At 71.4% G+C, this 21902-nt stretch carries 17 protein-coding genes and 9 pseudogenes; 17 read left to right on the top strand and 9 right to left on the bottom strand.

Annotation, left to right across the window (positions count from 1 at the left end; translation table 11 throughout):
- Positions 1 to 135 precede the first annotated feature (135 nt).
- Positions 136 to 1650 carry a glycoside hydrolase family 43 protein gene (locus tag ACZ43N_RS14025; protein ID WP_468097450.1) on the top strand — a complete coding sequence of 505 codons (1515 nt, stop codon included), beginning with the start codon at positions 136 to 138 and terminating at the stop codon, positions 1648 to 1650.
- Between the two features lie 20 nt (positions 1651 to 1670).
- Here ACZ43N_RS14025 and ACZ43N_RS14020 read toward each other — a convergent pair whose 3' ends face one another.
- Together ACZ43N_RS14020 and ACZ43N_RS14015 are read right to left on the bottom strand one after the other, a co-directional pair.
- Entirely contained in the window at positions 1671 to 2087 is a 417-nt protein-coding gene (locus ACZ43N_RS14020) for a hypothetical protein (protein ID WP_468097449.1), read from the bottom strand.
- 253 nt (positions 2088 to 2340) lie between these two features.
- Positions 2341 to 2811: an Lrp/AsnC family transcriptional regulator gene (locus ACZ43N_RS14015; RefSeq protein WP_468097448.1), complete on the bottom strand. Its 471-nt coding sequence runs from the start codon at positions 2809 to 2811 to the stop codon at positions 2341 to 2343.
- A gap of 125 nt (positions 2812 to 2936) precedes the next feature.
- Here ACZ43N_RS14015 and ACZ43N_RS14010 point away from each other — a divergent pair, with 125 nt between their 5' ends.
- The gene (locus tag ACZ43N_RS14010; protein WP_468097447.1) at positions 2937 to 4307 is read left to right on the top strand and encodes a pyridoxal phosphate-dependent decarboxylase family protein; all 1371 of its coding nucleotides are present in this window, start codon (positions 2937 to 2939) and stop codon (positions 4305 to 4307) included.
- On the opposite strand, the pseudogene ACZ43N_RS14005 reads toward ACZ43N_RS14010, so the two are convergent.
- Positions 4304 to 4439: pseudogene (locus ACZ43N_RS14005) on the bottom strand (IS630 family transposase); the annotation flags it as partial. The gene ACZ43N_RS14010 and the pseudogene ACZ43N_RS14005 sit on opposite strands and share 4 nt — an antisense overlap.
- 333 nt (positions 4440 to 4772) lie before the next feature.
- Here ACZ43N_RS14005 and ACZ43N_RS14000 point away from each other — a divergent pair.
- From ACZ43N_RS14000 to ACZ43N_RS13990, 3 pseudogenes are all read left to right on the top strand, one after another.
- A pseudogene (locus ACZ43N_RS14000) lies at positions 4773 to 4865 on the top strand (BlaI/MecI/CopY family transcriptional regulator); the annotation flags it as partial.
- Positions 4861 to 5376, top strand: a pseudogene (locus ACZ43N_RS13995) (transporter associated domain-containing protein); the annotation flags it as partial. The pseudogenes ACZ43N_RS14000 and ACZ43N_RS13995, both read left to right, overlap by 5 nt.
- A pseudogene (locus tag ACZ43N_RS13990) lies at positions 5373 to 5804 on the top strand (CNNM domain-containing protein); the annotation flags it as partial. The pseudogenes ACZ43N_RS13995 and ACZ43N_RS13990, both read left to right, overlap by 4 nt.
- A 46-nt stretch (positions 5805 to 5850) precedes the next feature.
- On the opposite strand, the pseudogene ACZ43N_RS13985 reads toward ACZ43N_RS13990, so the two are convergent.
- A pseudogene (locus ACZ43N_RS13985) lies at positions 5851 to 6036 on the bottom strand (hypothetical protein); the annotation flags it as partial.
- Between ACZ43N_RS13985 and ACZ43N_RS13980 the strand changes: the two are divergent.
- Positions 6033 to 6311, top strand: a pseudogene (locus ACZ43N_RS13980) (CBS domain-containing protein); the annotation flags it as partial. The pseudogenes ACZ43N_RS13985 and ACZ43N_RS13980 sit on opposite strands and share 4 nt — an antisense overlap.
- Positions 6312 to 6642: 331 nt before the next feature.
- A complete protein-coding gene (locus ACZ43N_RS13975; protein WP_468097445.1) occupies positions 6643 to 8076 on the top strand; it encodes a glycoside hydrolase family 43 protein in 1434 nt (477 codons plus the stop codon).
- Between the two features lie 144 nt (positions 8077 to 8220).
- Here the strand turns inward: ACZ43N_RS13975 and ACZ43N_RS13970 are convergent, their stop codons facing one another.
- On the bottom strand, positions 8221 to 8463 hold the full coding sequence (locus ACZ43N_RS13970; protein WP_240496255.1) for a hypothetical protein: 243 nt from the start codon (positions 8461 to 8463) through the stop codon (positions 8221 to 8223).
- Positions 8464 to 8722: 259 nt separating this feature from the next.
- Between ACZ43N_RS13970 and ACZ43N_RS13965 the strand changes: the two genes are divergently transcribed.
- Complete coding sequence (locus ACZ43N_RS13965) at positions 8723 to 10039, top strand: phytase (protein WP_468097443.1); 1317 nt, start codon at positions 8723 to 8725, stop codon at positions 10037 to 10039.
- Between the two features lie 212 nt (positions 10040 to 10251).
- Here ACZ43N_RS13965 and ACZ43N_RS13960 read toward each other — a convergent pair.
- Positions 10252 to 10353 (bottom strand): annotated as a pseudogene (locus ACZ43N_RS13960) (GntR family transcriptional regulator); the annotation flags it as partial.
- 529 nt (positions 10354 to 10882) lie between these two features.
- Here ACZ43N_RS13960 and ACZ43N_RS13955 point away from each other — a divergent pair.
- From ACZ43N_RS13955 to ACZ43N_RS13920, 8 genes and pseudogenes are all read left to right on the top strand, one after another.
- Positions 10883 to 11050, top strand: a pseudogene (locus tag ACZ43N_RS13955) (fumarylacetoacetate hydrolase family protein); the annotation flags it as partial.
- Positions 11051 to 11106: 56 nt separating this feature from the next.
- Entirely contained in the window at positions 11107 to 12444 is a 1338-nt protein-coding gene (locus ACZ43N_RS13950; protein ID WP_468097442.1) for an enolase C-terminal domain-like protein, read from the top strand.
- Positions 12441 to 13196: an SDR family NAD(P)-dependent oxidoreductase gene (locus ACZ43N_RS13945; RefSeq protein ID WP_468097440.1), complete on the top strand. Its 756-nt coding sequence runs from the start codon at positions 12441 to 12443 to the stop codon at positions 13194 to 13196. Before ACZ43N_RS13950 ends, ACZ43N_RS13945 begins: the two co-directional genes overlap by 4 nt.
- The gene (locus ACZ43N_RS13940; RefSeq protein ID WP_468097438.1) at positions 13193 to 14233 is read left to right on the top strand and encodes an aldo/keto reductase; all 1041 of its coding nucleotides are present in this window, start codon (positions 13193 to 13195) and stop codon (positions 14231 to 14233) included. The genes ACZ43N_RS13945 and ACZ43N_RS13940 overlap by 4 nt, the downstream gene beginning before the upstream one ends.
- Positions 14230 to 14539 (top strand): annotated as a pseudogene (locus tag ACZ43N_RS13935) (L-rhamnose mutarotase). The gene ACZ43N_RS13940 and the pseudogene ACZ43N_RS13935 overlap by 4 nt, the downstream one beginning before the upstream one ends.
- Positions 14536 to 14724, top strand: a complete 189-nt coding sequence (locus ACZ43N_RS13930; RefSeq protein ID WP_468097436.1) for a hypothetical protein — start codon at positions 14536 to 14538, stop codon at positions 14722 to 14724. The pseudogene ACZ43N_RS13935 and the gene ACZ43N_RS13930 overlap by 4 nt, the downstream one beginning before the upstream one ends.
- A 512-nt stretch (positions 14725 to 15236) precedes the next feature.
- Entirely contained in the window at positions 15237 to 15689 is a 453-nt protein-coding gene (locus ACZ43N_RS13925; protein WP_468097435.1) for a hypothetical protein, read from the top strand.
- 174 nt (positions 15690 to 15863) lie between these two features.
- Positions 15864 to 16223 carry an ArsR/SmtB family transcription factor gene (locus ACZ43N_RS13920; RefSeq protein WP_468097434.1) on the top strand — a complete coding sequence of 120 codons (360 nt, stop codon included), beginning with the start codon at positions 15864 to 15866 and terminating at the stop codon, positions 16221 to 16223.
- A gap of 25 nt (positions 16224 to 16248) precedes the next feature.
- Here the strand turns inward: ACZ43N_RS13920 and ACZ43N_RS13915 are convergent, their stop codons facing one another.
- Both ACZ43N_RS13915 and ACZ43N_RS13910 read right to left on the bottom strand, forming a co-directional pair.
- A complete protein-coding gene (locus ACZ43N_RS13915) occupies positions 16249 to 18339 on the bottom strand; it encodes a glycoside hydrolase family 43 protein (RefSeq protein WP_468097432.1) in 2091 nt (696 codons plus the stop codon).
- A gap of 172 nt (positions 18340 to 18511) precedes the next feature.
- Positions 18512 to 19072 (bottom strand): GNAT family N-acetyltransferase, encoded by a 561-nt coding sequence (locus tag ACZ43N_RS13910; protein WP_468097431.1) that lies wholly within the window; start codon positions 19070 to 19072, stop codon positions 18512 to 18514.
- A 290-nt stretch (positions 19073 to 19362) separates the two neighbouring features.
- On the opposite strand from ACZ43N_RS13910, the gene ACZ43N_RS13905 reads away from it, so the two are divergent.
- On the top strand, positions 19363 to 20685 hold the full coding sequence (locus ACZ43N_RS13905) for a chloride channel protein (RefSeq protein ID WP_468097430.1): 1323 nt from the start codon (positions 19363 to 19365) through the stop codon (positions 20683 to 20685).
- 162 nt (positions 20686 to 20847) lie between these two features.
- Here ACZ43N_RS13905 and ACZ43N_RS13900 read toward each other — a convergent pair whose 3' ends face one another.
- The gene (locus tag ACZ43N_RS13900; RefSeq protein WP_468097429.1) at positions 20848 to 21714 is read right to left on the bottom strand and encodes a (2Fe-2S)-binding protein; all 867 of its coding nucleotides are present in this window, start codon (positions 21712 to 21714) and stop codon (positions 20848 to 20850) included.
- Between the last annotated feature and the right edge of the window lie 188 nt (positions 21715 to 21902).

Raw genomic sequence — 21902 nt, 5'->3', positions numbered from 1 at the left:
GCCCATTGACCCCGCTGACAGCCCCTGGCTAGCCTCCTTCAGAAAGTATCCACAGGGCATAGCGAAAACTTTCGAAGCCGCCGCCGGGTACGGCACCGTGCGCGGTACGGCCGTCGGTGAAAGGACTCGACCAGGGTGTCCAACCTGCCTGAGACCGGCAACACCTTCAGCAACCCGGTGATCCCCGGCTTCCACCCCGACCCGTCCATCTGCCGGGCGGGCGACGACTATTACCTCGCCTGCTCCAGCTTCGAGTACTTCCCGGGCGTCCCCATCCTCCACAGCCGGGACCTGGTGCACTGGACCCAGATCGGCAACGCCCTCGACCGCCCGAGTCAGTTGCGCCTGCCGAGGGAGACCCCCGCCTCGGGCGGGATCTACGCCCCCACCCTGCGCCACCATGACGGCCGCTTCTGGCTGATCGTCACGAACGTCAGCGGCGACGGCAATCTGCTGTTCACGGCCACCGACCCGGCCGGCCCCTGGTCCGAACCCCTCCGGCTGCCCGAGGTGCACGGCATCGACCCCGACATCGCCTGGGACGACGACGGCACCTGCTGGTGCACCACTGCCGGCGTCGGGCAGGTCCGCATCGACCCGCGCACCGGGCGGACCCTCGGCCCCTGGCGCCGTCTGTGGTCCGGCACACCCGGCGCCAAGGCACCTGAAGCGCCGCACCTCTACCGGATCGGCGACTACTGGTACCTGCTCATCGCCGAGGGCGGCACCGAACGCTGCCACGGCGTCTCCGTAGCCCGCGGCCGCACCCCCGACGGCCCCTTCGAGGCCTGTCAGGCCAACCCGATCCTCACCCACCGCGGCACGGACCATCCCATCCAGAACACCGGCCACGCCGACCTCGTCCAAGGCCCCGACGGTTCCTGGTGGATGGTGCTGCTCGGTGTCCGGCCCGGCGGCGGCACACCGGGCTGGCACGTTCTCGGCCGCGAGACCTACCTGGCGCCGGTCGAGTGGGTCGACGACTGGCCCGTCGCCGGCGAGGTCTCCCTCACCCCGCCCGCGCCACCCTGGCCGCTCCTGCCTCCGGCCGCCGCGCCCGAGGTACGGGAGGACTTCGACACGAACGAACTCGCCCCCCACTGGGTCTCCCTGCGCCACCGCCCCGCCGAGGACTGCACCACGAAGGAACGGCCCGGATGGCTGACCCTCCGCGCCCGCGGCGGATCGCTCGACGAGCCCGACGTGACCTTCCTGGGCCGACGGCAGCAGCACGTGGCGTGCCGGGCGCGCACCTCGATCGACGCAACGGACGGGCACGGCGGCCTCGCCGTCCGCCTCGACGAGCAGCACCACTACAGCGTCGAGGTCTCCTCCGGTCAGGTGCGGGTCCGGGCCCGCATCGGCCCGTTGAGCACGGTCGTGGCCTCCCGCCCGGCGCCGGCGGGGCCCGTGGTGCTCCGCGTCGAGACGGCGGCCGCGCGGACCCCGCATGATCCGCGCGTCGGCCCCGACGTCGTCACCCTCGGTTTCGAGGAACCCGACGGCACCTTCACCGAACTCGCCTCGCTGGACGGCCGTTATCTGTCCACGGAGGTCGCCGGCGGCTTCACCGGCCGGGTCCTCGGGATGTTCGCCTCGGCGGACTCCGCCCACTTCGACTGGTTCGACTACGAGCCGCTCGACGACTGACGGTACCCCGGTGGGAGCGGTCAGGAGACCGCTTCCACCGCCGACCGCTTCAGGCGACGGTCCCGTTGGCGACGGGATCGGGCACGGGCGGGGCCGCCACCAGCCGCCGGGTGTACGCGTGCTGCGGCCGGTCGCACACATCGGCGCTCGGCCCCTCCTCCACGATGCGCCCGTGCGGCGGACGGGTCCTGCCCGACGGACGGGACATCACCCACCTCGCCGGCCGGGCCCGTCGACTGCTGTCGTCCGATCTCCAGGCGATCTCCAGAACCCGTCGGGTCGCTGAACCCGGCGCTGCCGTGCTCGTCGCGCAGCGACCACAGCAGGTCCAGGATGCCCGCCTGAACCGTCACGTCCAGCGCCGTGGTGGGTTCGCCGGCGATCAGCACCTTCGGTGACCCGGCCAGCGGTATCGCGATGACGACGCGTTGGAGCATGCCGCCGGAGAGCTCGTGCGGATGGCGGCGTGCGACGTCGTCTGGTCACGCAGATGGACGCTGGTCAGCAGCTCGCGCACCCGCTCCCGTACGGCCTCCTTGCCGCCCGCCGGCCGACCGTGTCGTCGCCGCCCCCGACGGCCGGGAACTCCCGGCGGAGCCCGTCGAGGACCCGCTCCGGTTGCAGGACCGGGACACCGCCTGACCGCCACCGCGGCGGGCGGACCGTTCCGCCGGGCGTGCCGCCTCCGCGTCAGTCGCCGGCGTGCCGCTCCAGCAGTGACCGCACACTGGTCGGCTGCACCTCCTGCAGCACGATCGTGGTGTTGGACCGGACCACCCCGGGTGCTTCCAGCAGCAGGTTCGTGATCCGGTGCAGGTCGGTGGTGTCGCGGGCGACGACGCGGGCGAGCAGGTCGCCGTCGCCGGTGGTCACGAGCAACTCGACCACCTCGGGGATCCGCAGGATCGCCTCCTGGGTGGGCTGCCCCACGCGCTGGCTGATCGACATCGTGATGAGGGCCGTCAGCGGATAGCCGAGAGCCGCCGGTGCCACGCGCCGGCTGTGCTCTCTCAGGTGACCGCTTTCCTCGAGCCGCTTCAGGCGCGCCTGCACGGTGTTGCGGGCGAGGCCCAGCCGGTCCGCCAGGGCGACCGTCGTGGCCCGTGGATCCGCGTCGAGCGCCAGGAGGATCCGGGCGTCGAGGTCGTCGATGTTTCGCATGGTGCTCAGTATGACAGCAGGCGAGCAGGCAATATTGAGCAACCTGCTCACTCTTCATTCCGCATATTGCGCATTCCGAGAGGTGTTCCTAGGTTCACCCCATGCAAAAAGCGCAGTGCGACAGCATGTCAGCGAAGAGGGCGTCCCGTCCCGACCGCCGAGTGTGGGGCGACGAGGACGAGATCGTGGACGCCGCCATCGACTACGCCTGGCGGCGCATCACGGGAGCCCCGGACCCCGCCTCGGGCGCCCGTCCCGCCGCCGACCTCGCCCTCGCGGCCGGCCCGGCCATCACTCCCTGGGGTATCGGCGCCGCCGCGGCCCTCAAACTGTTCGACCGGGTCCTGGCGCCCGCCACCCGCGCCCAGAACGCGCCGACGAACCTCGCCTACATCCCCGCGGCCCCCACCCGCGCCGCACTCGCCTTCGACGCGGTGACCGGCGCGGCGAACATCTTCGCGGGCACCTGGGAGTCGGGAGCCGGTGCCATCCACGCCGAGAACGAGGCGCTGGCCTGGCTCGGCGGGCTGCTCGGATGGCCGAGCACCGCGGCGGGATGCTTCGTCAGCGGCGGCACCATGGGCAACCTCTCGGCGCTCATCACGGCCCGCGCCGCAGCCGCCGCGTCCCGGCCCCGGCCGACGGACGGCTGGAAGATCGTGTGCGCCGAAAGCGCCCACTCCTCGATCAGGTCCGCGGCCCAGGCGATGGACGTCACCGTCGTCACCGCCCCCGCGGATCGGCGGGGGCACCTCAACGGAGACGCCGTGAACGCGGTCCTGACCTCCACGGAGGGGGTGTTCGCCGTGGTGGCGACCGCCGGGACCACCAACGCCGGTCTGATCGACGACCTCGACGACATCGCCGACGCGTGCGAACGCCACCAGGTGTGGCTGCACGTCGACGGCGCCTACGGCGGAGCGGGCCTGGTGGCGCCCAGCGTGCGGGACCGCTATCGAGGCATCGAGCGCGCCGACAGCTTCATCGTCGATCCGCACAAATGGCTCTTCGCCCCCTACGACTGCTGCGCACTCCTCTACCGGGACCCCGCGGCGGCACGCGGCGCGCACAGCCAGACCGCGAGCTATCTCGACGCCATCGACCGCGACGTCCACAATCCGGCCGACCTGGCCCTGCACCTCAGCCGACGGGCCCGCGGACTGCCGTTCTGGTTCAGCCTCGCCGTCCACGGGACCGAGCGGTACGTGCGGGCCGTGGAACAGACCCTGACCACGAGCCGGCTGGTGGCCGACGCCATCCGGGCCGACGACCGGCTCCGCCTGCTGATCGAACCCGAGCTGTCCGTGCTTCTCTTCGACCGTCCGGGCTGGGGCCCGCAGGACTACGCGTCCTGGTCCGCCCGCACCGCCGAAACGGGCGCCATGCTGAGCGTGCCCACCCAATGGAACGGCGCGACGGTTCTGCGGCTGGCCTTCGTGAACCCGGACACCCGTGCGGAGGAGGTCATCGAGACACTGCGCAGCCTCCGCCGGTGACCTGAGTCGGAGATTCGTCGGCAGTGGGCGGCCATTTTGTCGGGGATCTCGTCGGCGGTCTTCGTCCGGACGAACGGCCTGGGGTGTTCGCTCGAACCACCGCTCCACCAGGTTCAGCCAGGACGAACTCGTCAATACCTCCGCAACGGCGCGACGGGCTACGAGTGCATCGAGCCGAACGAGGGCCGCGCGTACCCCTCATACTTCACCGTGACCGGCGTCGTGATCCAGACCGCCTCCGGCTGCGACTGACGAATGTCACGCCGGAGGTCTCCGTACCGTGAGGCAACCGGGCGCCGACCGGGCGCAGCCGCGCGTCGCCCTGCTGCGCGGCTCCCGCTCCACGGGCTCCCACCCGGCACCGTCGCTCCCCGCCCGGCCCAGCGGTTCGGTCGCTGTGGCGGCGCCGGGCGTCTATACGATGGACCGCCCGTGAACGCAGAGGTGACGTACAGGAGGCCAGGAGTGACGGACCGGCGGCAGCGCGGCCCGCGGCGGGGCCAGGGGGAGCTGGAGGCGCTGGTGCTGTCGGCGCTGCGCGAGGCGGACGGTCCGGCGCGTCGTCACACCGGTCACCGAACTGACCACCGAACCCCTGCTCGTGCCCGACAGTCTCACCGCCGACCGGCTGCTGGAGCGGCTGCGTGAGACGCGCACCATGGCCGTCGTCATCGACGAGTACGGCGGCACGGCCGGTGTCGCGACGGTGGAGGACATCGTGGAGGAGGTCGTCGGCGAGGTCCGCGACGAGCACGACCCCGTCGAGGTCCCCGACCTGCTCCCCGCCCGGGCGTCCCGGGACGGCCGGGCGGTGTGGGAGGCGGACGGCTCGGTCCGCGTCGACCGGCTCGGCGAGATAGGGCTGGCCGCGCCCGAGGGCCCGTACGAGACCGTGGCCGGTCTGGTCGCCACCCGCCTCGCCCGTATCCCCGCCAAGGGGGACGCGCTGGACCTGGACGGCGGCTGGCAGTTGGCCGTCCTCGACGTCGACCATCACCGCGCCGACCGCGTCCGCATCACCGCACCGGCGTCCCGGTCGGCCGAGGAACGGTCGGAGGCCGCCCGATGACTGCGTTGCAGCTCACCATCGGCGCGCTGACCCTGCTCACCAACGCCTTCTTCGTCGGCGGCGAGTTCGCCCCGCTCTCGGTGCGCCGCAGCCAGATCGAACCGCGCGCCGAGCAGGGCGACAAGCGGGCCCGGATGACCCTGTGGGGTCTGCGGCACATCTCCGCCGTCATGGCCACGGCCCAGCTCGGCATCACCGCGTCCTCCCTGGCACTGGGCGCGGTCGCCGAACCGGCCATCGCGCACCTGATGGAACCCGCGTTCGAGGCGACCGGCATCCCGCACGGTCTGGTGCACCCCATCGCGTTCGTCGTCGCCCTCACCCTGGCCACCTATCTGCACATGCTGATCGGCGAGATGGTCCCGAAGAACATCGCCCTGGCCGCACCGGTGCCCACCGCGTTGCTCCTCGGCCCGCCCCTGGTCGCCTCTCCACCTCGTCCTTCGGTTCCACGCGCAGCAGCTTCAGCAGGGCGACCGGGAAGCGGGAGTAGCCGGCCGCGGCGGCGGTGCGTTCCAGTTCGGCCGGGGTGGCCCGCCGACCTCACCCGTGCCCTCCGGCCGGTGATCTTCGGAATCAACGCCTTCGCCAACGTGAGAGGAGCCCGGCCTCGCTGGAGTCGAGGACCATACGGGCGAGCTGGTCGTCGGTGAAGGCCGACCATCGGGCCGGACGGCGGCCCCCTGGGCTACCTCCACATCAAGGACACCCTCGGCCTCGCCGAGCGGAACCAGCCGTTCCCGCCGGACGCCCTTCACCCGGTCACCCGGGTCCGCATCGACACCCCGCTGGACGACACCCTCACCGCCCTGCGCGCCGACGGCAGCCACCTTGCCGCCGTCACCGGCGGGACCGGCACGGTCCTCGGCTTCGTGACCATGGAGGACGTCCTGTCCGAACTGGTCGGACCGGCGCCGTCGGGTGGGACACGGTAGGCGCCTGCACAGGCCCCGGCCACCCCGCCGAGACGCGGTCGACCGTCTCGGCGGGGCGGCCGGAGCGGTGACCCCGAGAGTGCGCGCACCTCACCGCCACCACCGCGGGCACCCCGGTGCGCCGCCCCGTCCTACTGCCGGACACCGTTCCCCTGCCGGACGCGGTGACCCGGATGAGGGAGCAGGGCCTTCGTGGTGTGAGAACTCTTGACGCCTCGTGACCCCACCCCTAACGTCTGGCCGGTTCTACGAACGCTGTCCGAAAAATCGAACAATCGGCGGCGTTCGTCGGGTCTCCATGGTGGTGCCCGCAGAAAGACAGGAGACGTACATGTCTGCGGTTCTCTCCCGGCTGGCGGCGATGCTGGTCGCTGTCGCCCTCCTCTTCACCGGACAGGTCCTGACAGCACCGGACCGGGCGACGGCGGCCGATCCGGGCTACCTGATGACGCACTTCATCGGGGAAGGGGCGACCGGGCAACAGATCTACTTCTCGCACAGCGCGGACGGCCTGCACTGGAACGACCTCAACGACGGCGGGATGACCCTGCGTTCGACGGTGGGCACACGCGGGGTACGCGACCCCGCACTGGTGCGCTCTCCCGACGGCAGCAAGTACTGGATCATCGCCACCGACCTGTGCATCGACTGCGGGCAGTCATGGAGCCAGGCCATCAACGACGGCAGCCGCAGCCTCGTGGTGTGGGAGTCCACGGATCTGGTCACCTGGTCGCAGCCGTGGCTGCTCAACGTCGCCGGCGCGATCCCCGACGGACGCAACGCCTGGGCGCCGGAGGCGATCTGGAACCCGGCCACCAATGACTACGTCCTGTACTGGGCGACGAACAAGCCCCTCAACGGCGCGACGAAGCACCGCATCTACTACGCCCGCACCAGCGACTTCCGCTCCATCACCACCCCGCAGACCTACATCGAGCGCCCCGGCACCCAGGAGATCATCGACACCCAGATCGTCGAGCTGCCGGCCGGTGTCGGCGCCTACCGCTACGTGCGGGCCTCCGGCGACGGCCAGATCACCCTCGAAGGCAGCAACTCGATCCTCGGGACATGGACCACGATCGGCAACCTCTCCGGCATCGGTCTGACCGGCGCCCAGGTCGAGGGCCCGATGTGGATGAAGTTCAGGGACCGCAACGAGTGGACGCTCTACCTCGACCAGTACGCCTCCGGCCGCGGCTACATGCCCGTCCTGACGACCGACCCGACCAGCTCCTCCACCTACCGGCTGCCGGCATCGGGAAGCTACAACCTGGGCGGTACGAAGAAGCGCCACGGTTCCATCATGAACCTGACGGCCGCCGAGGAGAGCCGGGTCCTCGCCCGCTATGCGAACACGCCGGTCAACCGCCTGCAGTCGTTCAACTTCCAGGACCGGTACGTCCGGCACGCCGACTTCAACGTGCGGATCGACCCGAACGTCAGCCCCGTCGACGACTCCCGCTTCCGGCTCAGGCCCGGCCTGGCGGGCTCAGGCACCGTCTCCTTCGAGTCCGTGAACTTCCCCGGATACTTCCTGCGCCACTCCAACTACGACTTCCAGCTCGTCCGCAACGACGGCACCAGCCAGTTCGCCGCTGACGCCACCTTCCGCCAGGTCGCCGGCCTCGCCGACTCCGGCTGGGCCTCCTTCCAGTCGTACAACCACCCCGACCGCTACATCCGCCACTACGCCTACGAACTCCGCCTCGACCCCCTCACCAACGCGACGGGACGCGCCGACGCCACCTTCCGCGTGACCAGCTGAGACCACCGGCCGGCCGGTGATGACGAGCGCCCTCCCGACCGGTGCGCCGCCGGACGGGAGGGCGCCGGCCTGCGCGGTCGGCGCGTGCGGGCGAAGCCCTCGTACGTCCCGAGCCGCCCCGTACTCCTCGTCGCCCGTGCCGCGTCATCGGGCGCAGCCGACGTCCAGCACCTCGATCACATCGCCGTGGACCGTGTAGACGAGCCAGCACCAGTCACCGAAGACCGCGGCCAGTTCCCTGACCTGGATCCTCGGTTCCTCGGCCACCGCTTCGATGAGGGCGACGATCTCCTCGTGGACGGTGTCCGGGACGTCGAACAGCGCGTCGGCGGCCTGCTGAACCAGTTCGACCTTCATGGGGTCCCCCGCGGATGGCAGGAGCAGCACGGGGCGAAACTGTGCTTCTTACACGATAGGTCCGCGGCGCGCCCCGTGCCGAGGGCTGCCCGCAAGCACCCGCCGCCAACAGGACTGCCGAGCCCGCGCCCCGCGCGGAACGGCGTGACACTCCCGGGCTTTGGTCATGGCATGGCCAGATCGCGTCTGCCTGCGCGCAAGCTTCCCTCCGCACTATCGGCATGTCCCCGACAATCAGTAGGGGGCGAACACGCTCTGCCGACATCCGATCGACGCCAAGGAAGCGCCTGTGAGAACGCCCCGCACTGCTCGGCGAGTTGTGGCCCTCGCCACCGGTATCGCGCTCACCGCCCTGCTCGCGGCAGCCCCCGCCGGTGCGGGCACCTCCGACCTGCCCGTGGTGACGGCCACCGGTGAGACCGCCGCCCTCCACGACGACGAGCCCGGCGGCAACTCCGACGCGGACGACCCGGCGATCTGGCGGAACCCCGCCGACCCCGGCCGCAGCCTCGTCGTCGCCACCGCCAAGGAGGGCGGTCTGCGCGTCTATGACCTCGACGCCCGCCTGGTGCAGTCCCTGCCCGCCCCGAAGCCTCCGGCCGAGGGCGACGCACCCGGCCGGTACAACAACGTCGACCTGGTCACCGGTCTGCGCACCTCCACCGGTCGCGCAGATGTCGCGGTGGTGAGTGACCGGGGCAACGACCGGCTGCGCGTCTACCGCATCGACCCCTCCCGCCCCGGCGGCCCCCTCACCGACGTCACGGCCCCGGCCGCCGCCCCCGTGTTCTCCGCCGACCAGGCCGAGATCAACGAGCAGCGCACCGCGTACGGCCTCGCCACCTGGACCGACCGGGCCGACGGCCGCACCTACGCCCTGGTCAGCCAACGCGAGCGCACGCGTCTCGCCCTGCTGGAACTCGTACCCTCCGCGGACGGCGGAGTCGGCTACCGCAAGGTGCGCACCCTCGACCTGCCGTCCTCCTTCCGGCTGCCCGACGGCACCATCTGGACGCCCTGCGCCGAGCCCGGTGAACTCCCTCAGGTCGAGGGCATGGTCGTCGACCCGGCCACCGGCACGCTCTACGCCGGTCAGGAGGACATCGGCATCTGGCGCCTGCGCGCCGACCTCACCGGGCGGCCCGTCCTCGTCGACAAGGTCAGGGAGTACGGCGTCCCCGGCACCTACGACGAGGAGACCGAGGAGTGTGCGCCGGGCACCGACCCCGGTTACGGCGGGAAGCGGCTGTCGGCCGACGTCGAGGGCCTGACCCTCCTTCAGGAGCGGGACGGTGACGGCTACTTGCTCGCCTCCAGCCAGGGTGATGACACCTTCGCCCTGTACGACCGCGAAGTGAGTGAGGACAACGAGTACGAGGGCGGCTTCCGCGTCGGGGCCGCGACGCGGACCCTCGACGGTGTGCAGGAGTGCGACGGCGCGGCCGTTCTCAACGCCCCGCTGGGCAGTCGCTATCCGCGTGGTCTCCTCGTCGTCCAGGACGGCGAGGAGACTCCCGGGGTGCCCGACGGTGAGGGCGGCACCCGCACCGCCACCGGCTTCAAGTTCGTGGACCTCGGTGACGTGGTGGACGCCGTAGACCTGTGACCGCCCGGCACGCGAGGCGGCGCGCGGTCGGGGCTGCCGGGGGCGCGAGGGTCCGTCGCGGTGGGGGAGCGGTCAGTCCTCCGCCGCGCAGAGCGGGTCGTCGACGAGCCCGGCGGCCAGCCACTGCTCGACCGCGGCGACATGAACCGTGGCGGCGGAGACCGCCAGGTGGGCGTCGCGGCTGCGCAGCGAGTGGACAGCACACGCAGCAGCATGGAGAGCACCGGATTGCCGACCACCTCGTCGATCCGCAGATGGAACACGATGTCGTGGCCGACGAACTCCTCGACCGTCGCCGCGGCCCGTGACCGCATCGCGGTCAGCGGCGCCCGTACCGCCTCCCGCAGCGAACTGCGGGAAAGACCGAGCCGGCCGGCGAGGACCTCCTCCTTGGGGAGACAAGAGCCCGGTGCGAGCTCACCGGGACGATCATCGCCTTGATCCTGTCCATGGCCTCATCCGTCAGTGCCATGAGGGATCCCGTGCCTTGCCTTCCTGTGCCGGGCCCGCGGACGGGGGGATGGCGGCGGAGTGTGAGAGGCCATCACACTGAGGGATTCAGTGGAGGAAATTCCTCCGATGTATCTCGGGCGTCGAGGCGTTACGACGGCATCGCCGGGACCGGCAAGAGGTGGTCCGCGGCGATTTCGATGACCTTCGGATGGTCGCCTGCGATGTCCTGACCGGCAATTTCGCCGATAGGGGGGTTTTACCAGGGTGAAGTCGTCCCGAAGAGCACATACATCCGAGGAATGCGTTGTCAGCTCGCCGTTCGGCCTCTACAGTCACGGTGGGCCATTCCTCCGTTGACTCCTGGTCTCCTAGGGCAAGGGAACTCCCCCAGTGAAACTGCTACGTGTCGGCGCCCCCGGTGAGGAGCGGCCCGCGGTCCGTACCGATGACGGTCGGCTGCTGGACCTGTCGGTCGTGACCGCCGACATCGACGGCCCCTTCCTCGGCTCCGGTGGCGGCACTCCCTATCTCCGCGCCGGCGACACCGTCGAACTCGGGATCGACGGGCTCGGAGGCCAGCGCCAGACCTTCGGCCAAGCGTGAAAGGCACCTCCTTGACTGCAACCCCCGCCCGGATCGTCGCGGTCGACGCCCATGACATCCGGTTCCCCACCTCACGGGAGCTGGACGGGTCCGACGCCATGAACCCGGATCCCGACTACTCCGCCGCCTACGTCGTGCTGCGCACCGACGCCGGCGACGGGCTCGAAGGCCACGGCTTCACCTTCACCATCGGCCGCGGCAACGACGTCCAGGTCGCCGCCATCGGCGCCCTCCGCCCCCACCTGCTGGGACGCGCGGTCGACGAGCTGTGCGCCGACCCCGGCTCCCTCAGCGGCGACCTGGTCGGCGACAGCCGGCTGCGCTGGCTCGGCCCCGAGAAGGGCGTGATGCACATGGCCATCGGCGCCGTGGTCAACGCCGTGTGGGACCTGGCTGCCAAGCGGGAGGGCAAGCCGCTGTGGCGACTGCTCGCCCACGCCGACCCCGAGTGGCTCGTCTCCCAGATCGACTTCCGCCACATCGCCGACGCCCTCACCCCCGAGGACGCCCTCCGTATGCTCCGCAAGGGCAGGACCGGGCTCGCCGTGCGCGAGGCGACGCTGCTGGAGCGCGGCTACCCCGGCTACACCACCTCACCGGGCTGGCTCGGCTACTCCGACGAGAAGCTCACCCGGCTCGCCGAGCAGGCCGTCGCCGACGGCTTCACCCAGATCAAGCTCAAGGTCGGCGCCGACCTCGCCGACGACGTCCGCCGGATGCGCGCCGCGCGCGCCGCCGTAGGCGTCAAGGTGCGCATCGCCATCGACGCCAACCAGCGCTGGAACATCGGCGAGGCCGTCGAATGGACCCACTCCCTCGCCGAGTTCGACCCGTACTGGATCGAGGAACCAACCAGCCCCGACGACATCCTGGGCCACGCCGCCGTCCGCGAGGGCGTCGCCCCCGTGAAGGTCGCCACCGGCGAACACGTCCCGAACCGCATCGTGTTCAAGCAGCTCCTCCAGGCGAGCGCCATCGACGTACTCCAGATCGACGCCGCACGCGTCGGCGGCGTCAACGAGAACCTCGCGATCCTGCTGCTCGCCGCGAAGTTCGGCGTACCGGTCTGCCCGCACGCCGGCGGGGTCGGCCTGTGCGAACTGGTCCAGCATCTGTCGATGTTCGACTACCTGGCCCTCTCCGGCACGACCGACGACCGGGTCATCGAGTACGTCGACCACCTCCACGAGCACTTCACCGCCCCGGTCGTGATGCGCGGGGGCCACTACGTCGCACCGCTCACCCCCGGTTTCTCCGCCACCATGCACCCCGGCTCGCTCTCCGAATACCGTTACCCGGACGGCACGTTCTGGGCCGCCGACCTCGCTGGACGGGAGGAAGTCGCATGACGGATCTGACAGGGCTGCGGGCGATCGTCACCGGTGGTGCGTCCGGTATCGGACTGGCCACGGCCCGGCTGCTGGCCGCGCGGGGCGCCGAGGTCGCCGTGTTCGACCTCAACCCCGCGGGTGCCACGGCGCCGCTGCTGGCCTTCACCGCGGATGTCACGGACGACGCCTCCGTGCGGGCCGCCGTCGGCGACGCCGTGGAACGGCTCGGTGGCCTCGACATCCTTGTCAACAACGCCGGCATCGGCGCCATCGGCACCGTCGAGGACAACTCCGACGAGCAGTGGCACCAGGTCCTCGACGTCAACGTCCTCGGCATCGTGCGCACCAGCCGCGCCGCCCTGCCGCATCTGCGGAACTCGGACCACGCGGCCATCGTGAACACCTGCTCGATCGGCGCCACCGCCGGACTGCCGCAGCGCGCCCTGTACTGCGCCAGCAAGGGCGCGGTCCTCTCGCTGACCCTCGCCATGGCCGCCGACCACGTCCGCGAGGGCGTCCGTGTCAACTGCGTCAACCCCGGCACCGCCGACACCCCCTGGGTCGGCCGGCTCCTCGACGCGGCCGACGACCCCGAGGCCGAGCGCGCCGCCCTCAACGCCCGCCAGCCCATGGGACGCCTCGTCACCGCCGACGAGGTCGCCGCCGCCATCGCCTATCTGGCGAGCCCCGCCGCGGCCTCCGTCACCGGCACCGCCCTCGCCGTCGACGGCGGCATGCAGGGACTCCGGCTCCGCCCGGCGGCCTCATGAGAACCAGGACCCTCGGCCGCACCGACGTCGAGGTCACCGAACTGGCCTACGGCGCCGCGGGCATCGGCAACCTCTACCGCCCGGTGACCGACGAGGAGGCCGCCGCCGCGGTCGACGCCGCCTGGGACGCCGGGATCCGCACCTTCGACACGGCACCCCACTACGGCCTCGGCCTGTCCGAACGCCGCCTCGGCGAGGCCCTGCGCAACCGCCCCCGGGACGCCTTCACCCTCTCCACCAAGGTCGGCCGTCTGCTCGTGCCCGCCGACGGCGACGGCGACGACTTGGCCAATGGCTTCGCCGTCCCCGCGAACCTGCGCCGCGCCTGGGACTTCAGCGCCGACGGCGTCCGCCGCTCCCTCGAAGCCAGCCTGGCCCGCCTGGGCCTGGACCGGGTGGACGTCGTCCTCCTCCACGATCCCGACGACCATGCCGAGCAGGCCCTCGACGAGGCCTACCCGGCACTGGAACGACTGCGCGGCGAAGGCGTCGTCGGCGCGATCGGCGTCGGCATGAACCAGTCCGCGCTCCCCGCCCGCTTCCTGCGGGAGACCGACATCGACGTCGTCCTCCTGGCCGGCCGCTACACCCTCCTCGAACAGGAGGGCCTCACCGACCTGCTCCCCGAGGCCGCCGCCCGCGGCAGCAGCGTCCTCATCGGCGGCGTCTTCAACTCCGGTCTCCTCACCGACCCCGCTCCGGGCGCCACCTACGACTACGCCCCCGCTCCAGAGCCCGTCCTCGACCGTGCCCGTCGGCTCAAGGCGGTCACCGAACGCCACGGTGTGCCCCTGCGCGCCGCCGCCCTCCACTTCCCGTTCGGCCACCCGGCGGTCGCCGGCGTGCTCACCGGTGCCCGCTCGGCCGACGAGGTGCGCGACAGCGTGGAGCAGCTGCGCGCCCCCGTGCCGGCCGCCCTCTGGGAGGCGCTGCGCGCGGAAGGTCTGCTCGCCCCGGTAGTCCCCGTACCCACGCCCCTGACCGCACCCCTGGACACGCCCCTTGAAGGAACCCCTTCCCCGAAGGAGCCGTCGTGAGGGTCGCCCTGCACACCAAGGTCCGCGCCGACCGTGTCGCCGAGTACGAGGCGGCGCACCGCGAGGTGCCCGAGGAACTGACCGCCGCGATCCGTGCCGCCGGGGTCAGCGCGTGGACCATCTGGCGCAGGCACCGACCTCTTCCACGTCCTGGAGGTCGAGGACTACGCGGCGATGATCGCGGAGCTGGAGAGACTGCCGGTCAACATCGCCTGGCAGGCCCGCATGGCCGCATTGCTGGACGTCGTCCACGACTACTCCGCGGAGGGTTCCGACGCCTCGCTGCCCGTGGTGTGGGAGCTGTGAGCGGCACGGACTCGGGCGTCGAAGTCGTGGGCAGGGACTCGGGCGTCGGAATTGTCGAGGCCCACCATCGCGTCCGGGACCTCTCCGCCCGCGACCAGGACTGGTTCACCGGTCCCGAACTCGCCCCCCTCCACCGCGACGTCTTCGCGGGCTGCGCCGTGCGCACCTACGGCCTGCGGATCTGAACCGAGGCGGCGCGGCTCCGGCCCGGCGCGGCCCGGGTCAGCCGTCGGCCGGTACCGGGGGTGCGGCCCCCGTCGGCGCGGCCGGCTCGTCCGGGGTGCGTGGACCGGGTGCCTCGTCGGCCGACACCCCCTTGCTGGGCGGCCTCTGCGCGGGTGGCCCGGTCCACGGTCCGGTACTTCAGCGTGGCTCGTGATGTCGCTGGCGGGGGCAGGTCTGGGTCCTACGGACGAAGGGCGCCCGGGCTCGGTGCGTCCATGGCCGGCACGTGGCCGGTTCATGTCCCGTCGGCCGCGCTTTCCGGCCCGCGCCCCTGTGCCGCTGTCATGAACAGGCTCCGGCCGTCGGTCCCTCCAGCGCACACGAGAAGCACCCGCGGTCGAGAGCGACTGTCTGCAGTAGCTTCCCGCTCTTGCCGCGCTCGGCGCCCGAGCGCGCCCGTCCTGGTCGACAGGGGTGTCACCCGGTCACGAAATCTGTCCCGGGTCTGTTCAGCAAGCTGCATGATGCTGAGATGGCTCACGACATAGTGTTCTTCCTCGCTCCCGACGACGAGACCGCCGCCGCGACTCGCCTGCACGGACCCGGCCCGGCCTTTGAGTCTGTGACCTGCCGCTTCATTGAGCCGGACAGCGCCATCGCGGAGTGGGACATGTATTTCGAGGAGCCCTCGGCCGAGGTCCCGCCGCTTGAGCGTCTCCTCGCGTGGTCCTGGCCCGAGTGGGTCACTGCCCCCTTGAACGACGGAGTTGAGGTTTTCGCCCTGCCACAGCGCCTGATCCAGGCGTTGGCCGACGCCGGTCCCACCGAGCTGGACGAGCTCGCACATCGCTGGACCACACGACTCAGAGCTGCTGACGGGGACGACATGACTGACGATGATCTACCGGCGGTCCTCCGCGGAGTTGCCCGACTCGCGGCGTCTGCGGTGAGAACGGGCGGTGGCCTCTACAGCTGGAGTTTCTGACCACGCGTTGAAACTTCTTCGGGCACACGTGGGTCGCGGGCGGCGCCGGGCACAGCCGTACGGTCGCCGGGGCCGACCCACGGCCCCGCCCATGGCTCCGAGGGCTGTCCTGTGATCCCCGGCGGGCGCTCGGCTGATCCACCGCGGATCACGCACAGCCCTTAGGCTGGCCTCATGCCTGAACGCCACGCCGTGTCACCTGCACCTGGTGCACATCTGCGCGCCCTCGACAGCGCGCGGCTCACCGAGGCGACCGGGGTGTTCGCGATGCTCTCCGACGTCACTCGGCTGCATCTGCTGTGGCTCCTCGCGCAGGGCGAGTCCGACGTCGGATCCCTGGCCGAACGCTGCGAGGCGTCCCGGACCGCGGTCAGCCAGCACCTCGCGAAGCTGCGGCTGGCCGGGCTCGTGCAGACCCGTCGGGAAGGGCGCCACATCCACTACAGCCTCAGCGACGGACATCTGCGACGCCTGGTCGTCGAGGCACTCAGCCACGCCGACCACCGCGTCAGCGGCCAGGCACCGCACGACTGACCCCGCGCGTTCGCTCGGGGTGCTCTCAGACGGGGTCGATGGACCCGAGGGTGGGTACGACCTCCTCGATCGAACCGTCCGCCGCGAACACCATCCGGTCCAGGGTCGATTCCCGGTGCGTGCCGTCGCCGCGCGGCGTTCCGGGACCGGGAACCGCGAACCGGTGGTAGCAGATGAACCAGTCGTCGGTGCCGGGGACGTTCACGACGGTGTGATGACCGGTGGCGAGGATCCCGTACTCAGGGCGCTTGCGCAGGATCACCCCCTGCTTGGTCCACGGCCCGAGCGGTGAGGGCCCCGTGGCGTACGCGACACGGTAGTCCTCGCTGCGGGTGTCGTCCTCCGACCACATGAAGTAGTAGACGCCCCGCCGTTTGATGACGAACGCGCCTTCGCGGAAGCCCTCGGGGGTGAACCGCCGTACCCGCGCCGGGTCGAACGACACCATGTCCTCGTGAAGGGGCACTCCGTACGCCTCGGTGTTGCCCCAGTACAGGTATGTGGTGCCGTCGTCGTCCCTGAACACGGCCGGGTCGATCATCTGGCCGGCGAAGTCGTCCCGTCCGATGAGGGGCCGGCCGAGCGCGTCCCGGAAGGGCCCCGTGGGGCTGTCCGCGACGGCCACGCCGATCTGCTGGTTCGCGCAGAAATAGAAGTAGTACGACCCGTCGCGCTCCCCGGCGGCCGGCGCCCAGGCGTACCGGTCCGCCCAGCTCACGTCGGACTCCAGGTCCAGGACGACCCCGTGGTCCTCCCAGGTGACCAGGTCGTCGGAGGAGTGGACCGTGAACCGGGTGCCGCCCCAGCCCTCGAAGCCGTCGGTCGTCGGGTAGATGTAGTAACGGCCTCCGAATTCCTGGATGTTGGGGTCGGCGGTCAACCCGGGAAGCAGTGGGCTGCGCATGTGGACGGCCTCCACCGTCCAGGCGCGCCGGGTGCCGTCCGCCGCCGTGACGGTGTACGGACGCGGAGCGCGGAAGTCGCGCGGGGTGCCGGATGGCGGGTCGATGCTCGCACCCGCGGCCAGGTCGAACTCGGGGGCCAGGGCGTCGAGTTCGGTGCCCGGATGCAACGGCAGTACGACCTTCGAGGTGTCCTCGTCGACGAGGGCGTACGCCTTGAGCCCTTCGCGGACACGGGCGTCGACGACGGACGTCGGCGGTGCGTAGGCGGCCAGGAGCCGCTCGTACTCGGCCTGTGTCACCGGCAGTACGGAGCCGTGCCGGGCGCCGGGCGGCAGGGCGAAGTCCTCGCACGGGGTCCACTTGCCGGAGTCGAGGTCGGTGGTCTCGAAGGGGACGTAACCGCGTCCGCTGAACTCGTCGATGAAGAGGTACCACTTGGCTTCGGTGTTCGACCGGAACACGATCGGGCCCTCGCCCTGCTCGATCGCCCCCTGCCCCACACGGTCCGCCACGAACTCGTACGACGGCGCCAGCAGGTCGGCCGACTTCTCCACGGTGATGAACTTCCCGCCGGGCACCTCCGGCGAGTTGACGCGCTCGTCCTTGGTGAAGCGGTAGCAGGTGCCGTCGTGCCGGACGACCGTGGAGTCGATGACGGAGTGACCGGGGTCGTTCCACAGCCGGGGTTCGCTGAAGACGCGGAAGTCGCGGGTGGTCGCGTACAGCATCGCGTTGTGGGTGTCGGCGGTGTGGTCCGGGTCGTCCTCGGCGTACAGCCTGGAGGCCCAGAAGACGACGTACTCGTCCCGGTCGGGGTCGTGGCACGCCTCCGGTGCCCAGAGGTTGCCGGCCGTGTCGGGGGCGAGACGGACCAGGCGCCGGTCGGTCCAGCTCACCAGGTCGGCGCTGTCCCAGACCATGAGCGCCTTGCTGCCGGTGCGCTGGACGCGGTCCCAGTCGCCGTCCTGCTCGCCGTGCATACGGAGGTCGGTGGCGATCAGATGGAACCCGTCGCCCTGCGGGGAGCGGATGAGGAACGGGTCGCGCAGGCCCCTCGTGCCGAGGTCCGACGTCAGTACCGGGGCGCCCCCGTTGAGTTCACGCCAGCGGAGGGGGTCGTTGCCCCGGCTGAGCGCGCACCGGATCTGCTCGCCGTCCGGGCTGCCCTCGCCGGTGAAGTAGACGAAGACGTAACCGGCGTACTCCTGCAAGCCGACCTCCAGAGCTGCGAGCTTTTGACACTTCCTGTTGGAAAACCGTCGAAGAGTGTTGCCATCTGCGCCGACACGCGTCAATGGCCGAGCTGCTCCCCGGCGGCATCGAAAGTTTCGACCGTTGTCGGCGTGGCGACGCCGAGGACGGCGTCGTCGGCGCCGAACGCCCTCATGTCGGCCGGGGCGCCCCAGGGCCGGGATCGCTCTGAGGGTCGACACACAGGTCCCGGACGTACCAGTCCAGCCGTGCCCCGTCCTCGCCGTGCGTGCGCCCGCCGGGGGTGAAGCCGGCCCGGCGGGCCACTGCGGCGGAAGCGACGTTCTCCGGCTCCACCCGGATCACGGCCTCCTTTCCTCCCGCACCTGCGGCGTACCGGCAGACGAGGAGGACCGCGCGGGTGGCAAGGCCGCTCCCTCTCCAGGACGGGTAGAGGCCGTAAGCGACATTCACCTGGCCGGGAGACAAGCCCTCCAAGGAGAACCGCAGGTCGATCGTCCCGGCGAGCACCTCATCGGCGCCCACCCGTATACCGAAAGCGCGCAGTGGCCCGGAGGTGTTCCACTGGTCCTGGCAGTGCCGTAGGTAGGCGTCGACGCCCTCGCGTGTACTGGCACCTCCGCTGAGCCAGCGAACCAGCTGCTCATCCTCCCCCTCCAGGTGCGCCTCCACATCGTCAGGACGCAGCGGGGACAGAGTGATGATCCCGTCGGACACCTTCGCTTCGCGCATCCGGCGATTCTTGACGTCCGGGCTGCGTCGCGCCATCGGATTCCGCTGAAGATGCACGGACGCCGAACCCGGAGCGCCCACCCGGGCGCCGCATCCGTCGGGACGAGCAAGGATTCCCCGATCCGTGTATTTTCGTCCCGATATGCGCCGACTGGTCATCGACGTCCATACCGACGCGACCACCCGGCGTGGTGCCGGACCCGGGAGGACCCATCACCGGAACGACGTCGGAGAGCGGCTCCGGCACCGCGTCGCGGAGCCAGCCTCCGGAAGCCGACCTGCTGAGGAGCATGCTGGGCCGACCGGAGTACCGCAGGGGCCTGGTGTTCTGCGGACTGATCGGGATTCCGGTGGCCCTGATCGCGTTCTGGTTCCTCGTCGCTCTCCAACAGCTGGAAGAGCTGCTCTGGGAGACCTGGCCCCGGGAGCTGGGCTGGAAGCAGGCGCCCTGGTGGTGGGCGCTCCCCCTGCTGACGGCGGCCGGTCTCGTCGTCGGCCTGGTCGCCTCGCGGTTTCCGGGCCGGGGCGGACATGTTCCGGCGGCGGGCCTGCACTCGGGCGGCGTCACCCGACAGGCGCTGCCGGGGGTCGTGATCGCCGCCCTGGTGGGGCTGCCGCTCGGCGTCGTCCTGGGGCCCGAGGCGCCGCTGATCGCGATGGGCGGCGGACTGGCGCTGCTCCTCGCGCGTGTGGCCCGGGCGCCGGAGACCGGGGCGAGCACGGCGCTGCTCGGTGCGGCAGGGGCGGCGGCCGCCATCTCCGCGCTCTTCGGGAACCCGATCGTGGGCGCGGTGCTGCTGATGGAGGTGGCCGGGGTGGGGGGCCCACAGCTGTTCGCGGTGATGCTGCCGGCCCTGCTGGCCAGCGGTGTGGGCGACCTGATCTTCACCGGATTCGTCCACTGGACGGGCTTCGAGACGGGGAGCCTCGGCATCGGCCTGCCCAAGCCGCCGCCGCTCGACTGGGCGGACGTGCTGTGGGTGCTGGTGCTGGCGCCCGCCCTCGCGTTCGTCGTCCACTGGGTCTTCGTGTGCGGCCGGTTCACGGCCCGTTTCGTGGCGACCCGGACGATGCGGAACACCACCCTCTGCGCGGTGGGCGCGGCCGTCTGCGTCACGGGTTACGCGCTCACCACGGGCCGATCGCCCGCCGAGGCGGCCCTGTCCGGGGAGGCCACCCTGTCCACCCTGGCGCGGGACCCGCACGCCTGGTCCGTGGGCGCCCTGATCGCGGTGCTGGCCTTCAAGGGCCTGGCGTACACGCTGTGTCTGGGCAGTCTGCGAGGCGGCCCCGTCTTCCCCGCCCTTTTCCTGGGCGGCGCGGCCGGGGTACTGCTGGCGCCGCTGCCCGGTCTGGGACTGGTGCCGGCGATGGCGGCCGGGATGGCGGCCACGGTGACCGCCGCCCTGCGGCTGCCCGTGAGCAGTGTCGTCCTGGTCGTGCTCCTGCTGGGCAACGTGGACACGGTGGCCCTGGTGGTGCTCGCCGTGGTCATCTCCTTCGTGCTCACCCAGCTGTTGCCGCAGGGGCCGCAGTTCCCGGCGTTCGATCAGCGGTCGGCCGGTGGGGCGAACGGCGGGGGGCCGGTCGGGGGTGATCGCGGAGCTGATTGATCGGGGAGCCGGTCCGGGGCCGTCACGTCCGTGACCAGCAGGCCTGAACCCTGCCGGTCGCCGACATCGTCTCCGAAGCGGCCACCATGGCGCTTCCCGTGGTGAAACACCTGCGCTCGCCCTGCGAACGCCTCGGAGGCAAGGAGCCGTTGACCGCCGGGGTCAGTTGTCCAGCCGGCGCAGCCGCTCCTCGTCGCAGGTGCGCGGGCAGGTGGAGCAGGCCTCGGCCGGGCGGATCGTGTAGTAGAGGCAGCAGCCCCTGCGGGTGCGGGTCGGGTGCTCGCGGCCGTCAGTCGTGCGCAGGGTGCGGAAGTCGGCGCCGCCCGGGAAGGGTGCGCGGGCGGCGGGCAGCACCTCCGAGGCGGCCCGGACCCCGGCGGCCTCGTCGCCGCGCGTGCGGCCGAGATACCAGAGCCCCGAGACCAGGTCGTCGGAGACCATGCCCCACAGCGCCCGTGAGCCCCGGCGCACATACGGCCCGAACGCCTCCAGCACCGGCCCCATGTGATCCGCGACGGCCGCCCGCAACTCGGCTGGCAGCGCCTCCTGGTGGGCGACCGTCCGCGCACCGGCGAGCGCCGCCGCCGGGTCGTCCGGCAGGCAGACGAGGTCGGTGCCGGGACGGATCTCGTACGCGCCCGTCGCGAGGTCCACCCGAACGGCTCCGGGAGCGACGCGTGGCACCCGCCGCTCCAGGTACCAGACGCCGCTCATCAGCAGCGCGACCGACCACACGTAGTCATGGAGGGCACGGGAGGCCGCGACATGGCGGGGCGCGGTGTGGTCGTAGCGGTCCCGGATCCGCACCGCCTCGGCCTCGACGAAGGCCTCCAGACCCTCCTGACCATCCGTCAACCCCACAATGCGGTCGCTCATTCGCGGGGACGGCGTCAGCGCCTGGCCCGGTTCCACGACACGTACGGACAACACCTCGCACATCGTGTCCAGACGGCGGTAGGCGGCGGCGAGGAGAGCGGGGACGTGCGTGGGGGCGGCGGCCCGGGGGAGCGCCAGGGAGGCCATGGTCATCGGCAACTCCAGAGCGTGAGGAAGTTCGGTAAGGCGAGGAGGTAAGCCTTACCTTAGCTGCAAGATCAAGTGCTGATGACCAAGCGGGATGCGGAGCGTGGGTCTCGGGCTGACCGGACCGTCTCAGCGGCCCCCTTCGTCGCCGGCCCGCCCCGCCCGACCTGTCGCCCGCCAGCGGAAGCCGTGCA

It is taken from the genome of Streptomyces sp. NPDC030814, from assembly GCF_055572155.1.
This window is presented reverse-complemented; position numbering and strand designations above follow the sequence as displayed.

Bases quoted from the DNA above. Each gene is read 5' to 3' on its own strand.
- ACZ43N_RS13920 (WP_468097434.1), top strand. From the start codon at position 15,864: ATGCCTGAACGCCACGCCGTGTCACCTGCACCTGGTGCACATCTGCGC.
- ACZ43N_RS14010 (WP_468097447.1), top strand. From the start codon at position 2,937: ATGTCAGCGAAGAGGGCGTCCCGTCCCGACCGCCGAGTGTGGGGCGAC.
- ACZ43N_RS13975 (WP_468097445.1), top strand. From the start codon at position 6,643: ATGTCTGCGGTTCTCTCCCGGCTGGCGGCGATGCTGGTCGCTGTCGCC.
- ACZ43N_RS14015 (WP_468097448.1), bottom strand. From the start codon at position 2,811: ATGCGAAACATCGACGACCTCGACGCCCGGATCCTCCTGGCGCTCGAC.
- ACZ43N_RS13940 (WP_468097438.1), top strand. From the start codon at position 13,193: ATGAGAACCAGGACCCTCGGCCGCACCGACGTCGAGGTCACCGAACTG.
- ACZ43N_RS13905 (WP_468097430.1), top strand. From the start codon at position 19,363: ATGCTGGGCCGACCGGAGTACCGCAGGGGCCTGGTGTTCTGCGGACTG.
- ACZ43N_RS13900 (WP_468097429.1), bottom strand. From the start codon at position 21,714: ATGACCATGGCCTCCCTGGCGCTCCCCCGGGCCGCCGCCCCCACGCAC.
- ACZ43N_RS13910 (WP_468097431.1), bottom strand. From the start codon at position 19,072: ATGCGCGAAGCGAAGGTGTCCGACGGGATCATCACTCTGTCCCCGCTG.
- ACZ43N_RS14020 (WP_468097449.1), bottom strand. From the start codon at position 2,087: ATGCTCCAACGCGTCGTCATCGCGATACCGCTGGCCGGGTCACCGAAG.
- ACZ43N_RS13925 (WP_468097435.1), top strand. From the start codon at position 15,237: ATGGCTCACGACATAGTGTTCTTCCTCGCTCCCGACGACGAGACCGCC.
- ACZ43N_RS13945 (WP_468097440.1), top strand. From the start codon at position 12,441: ATGACGGATCTGACAGGGCTGCGGGCGATCGTCACCGGTGGTGCGTCC.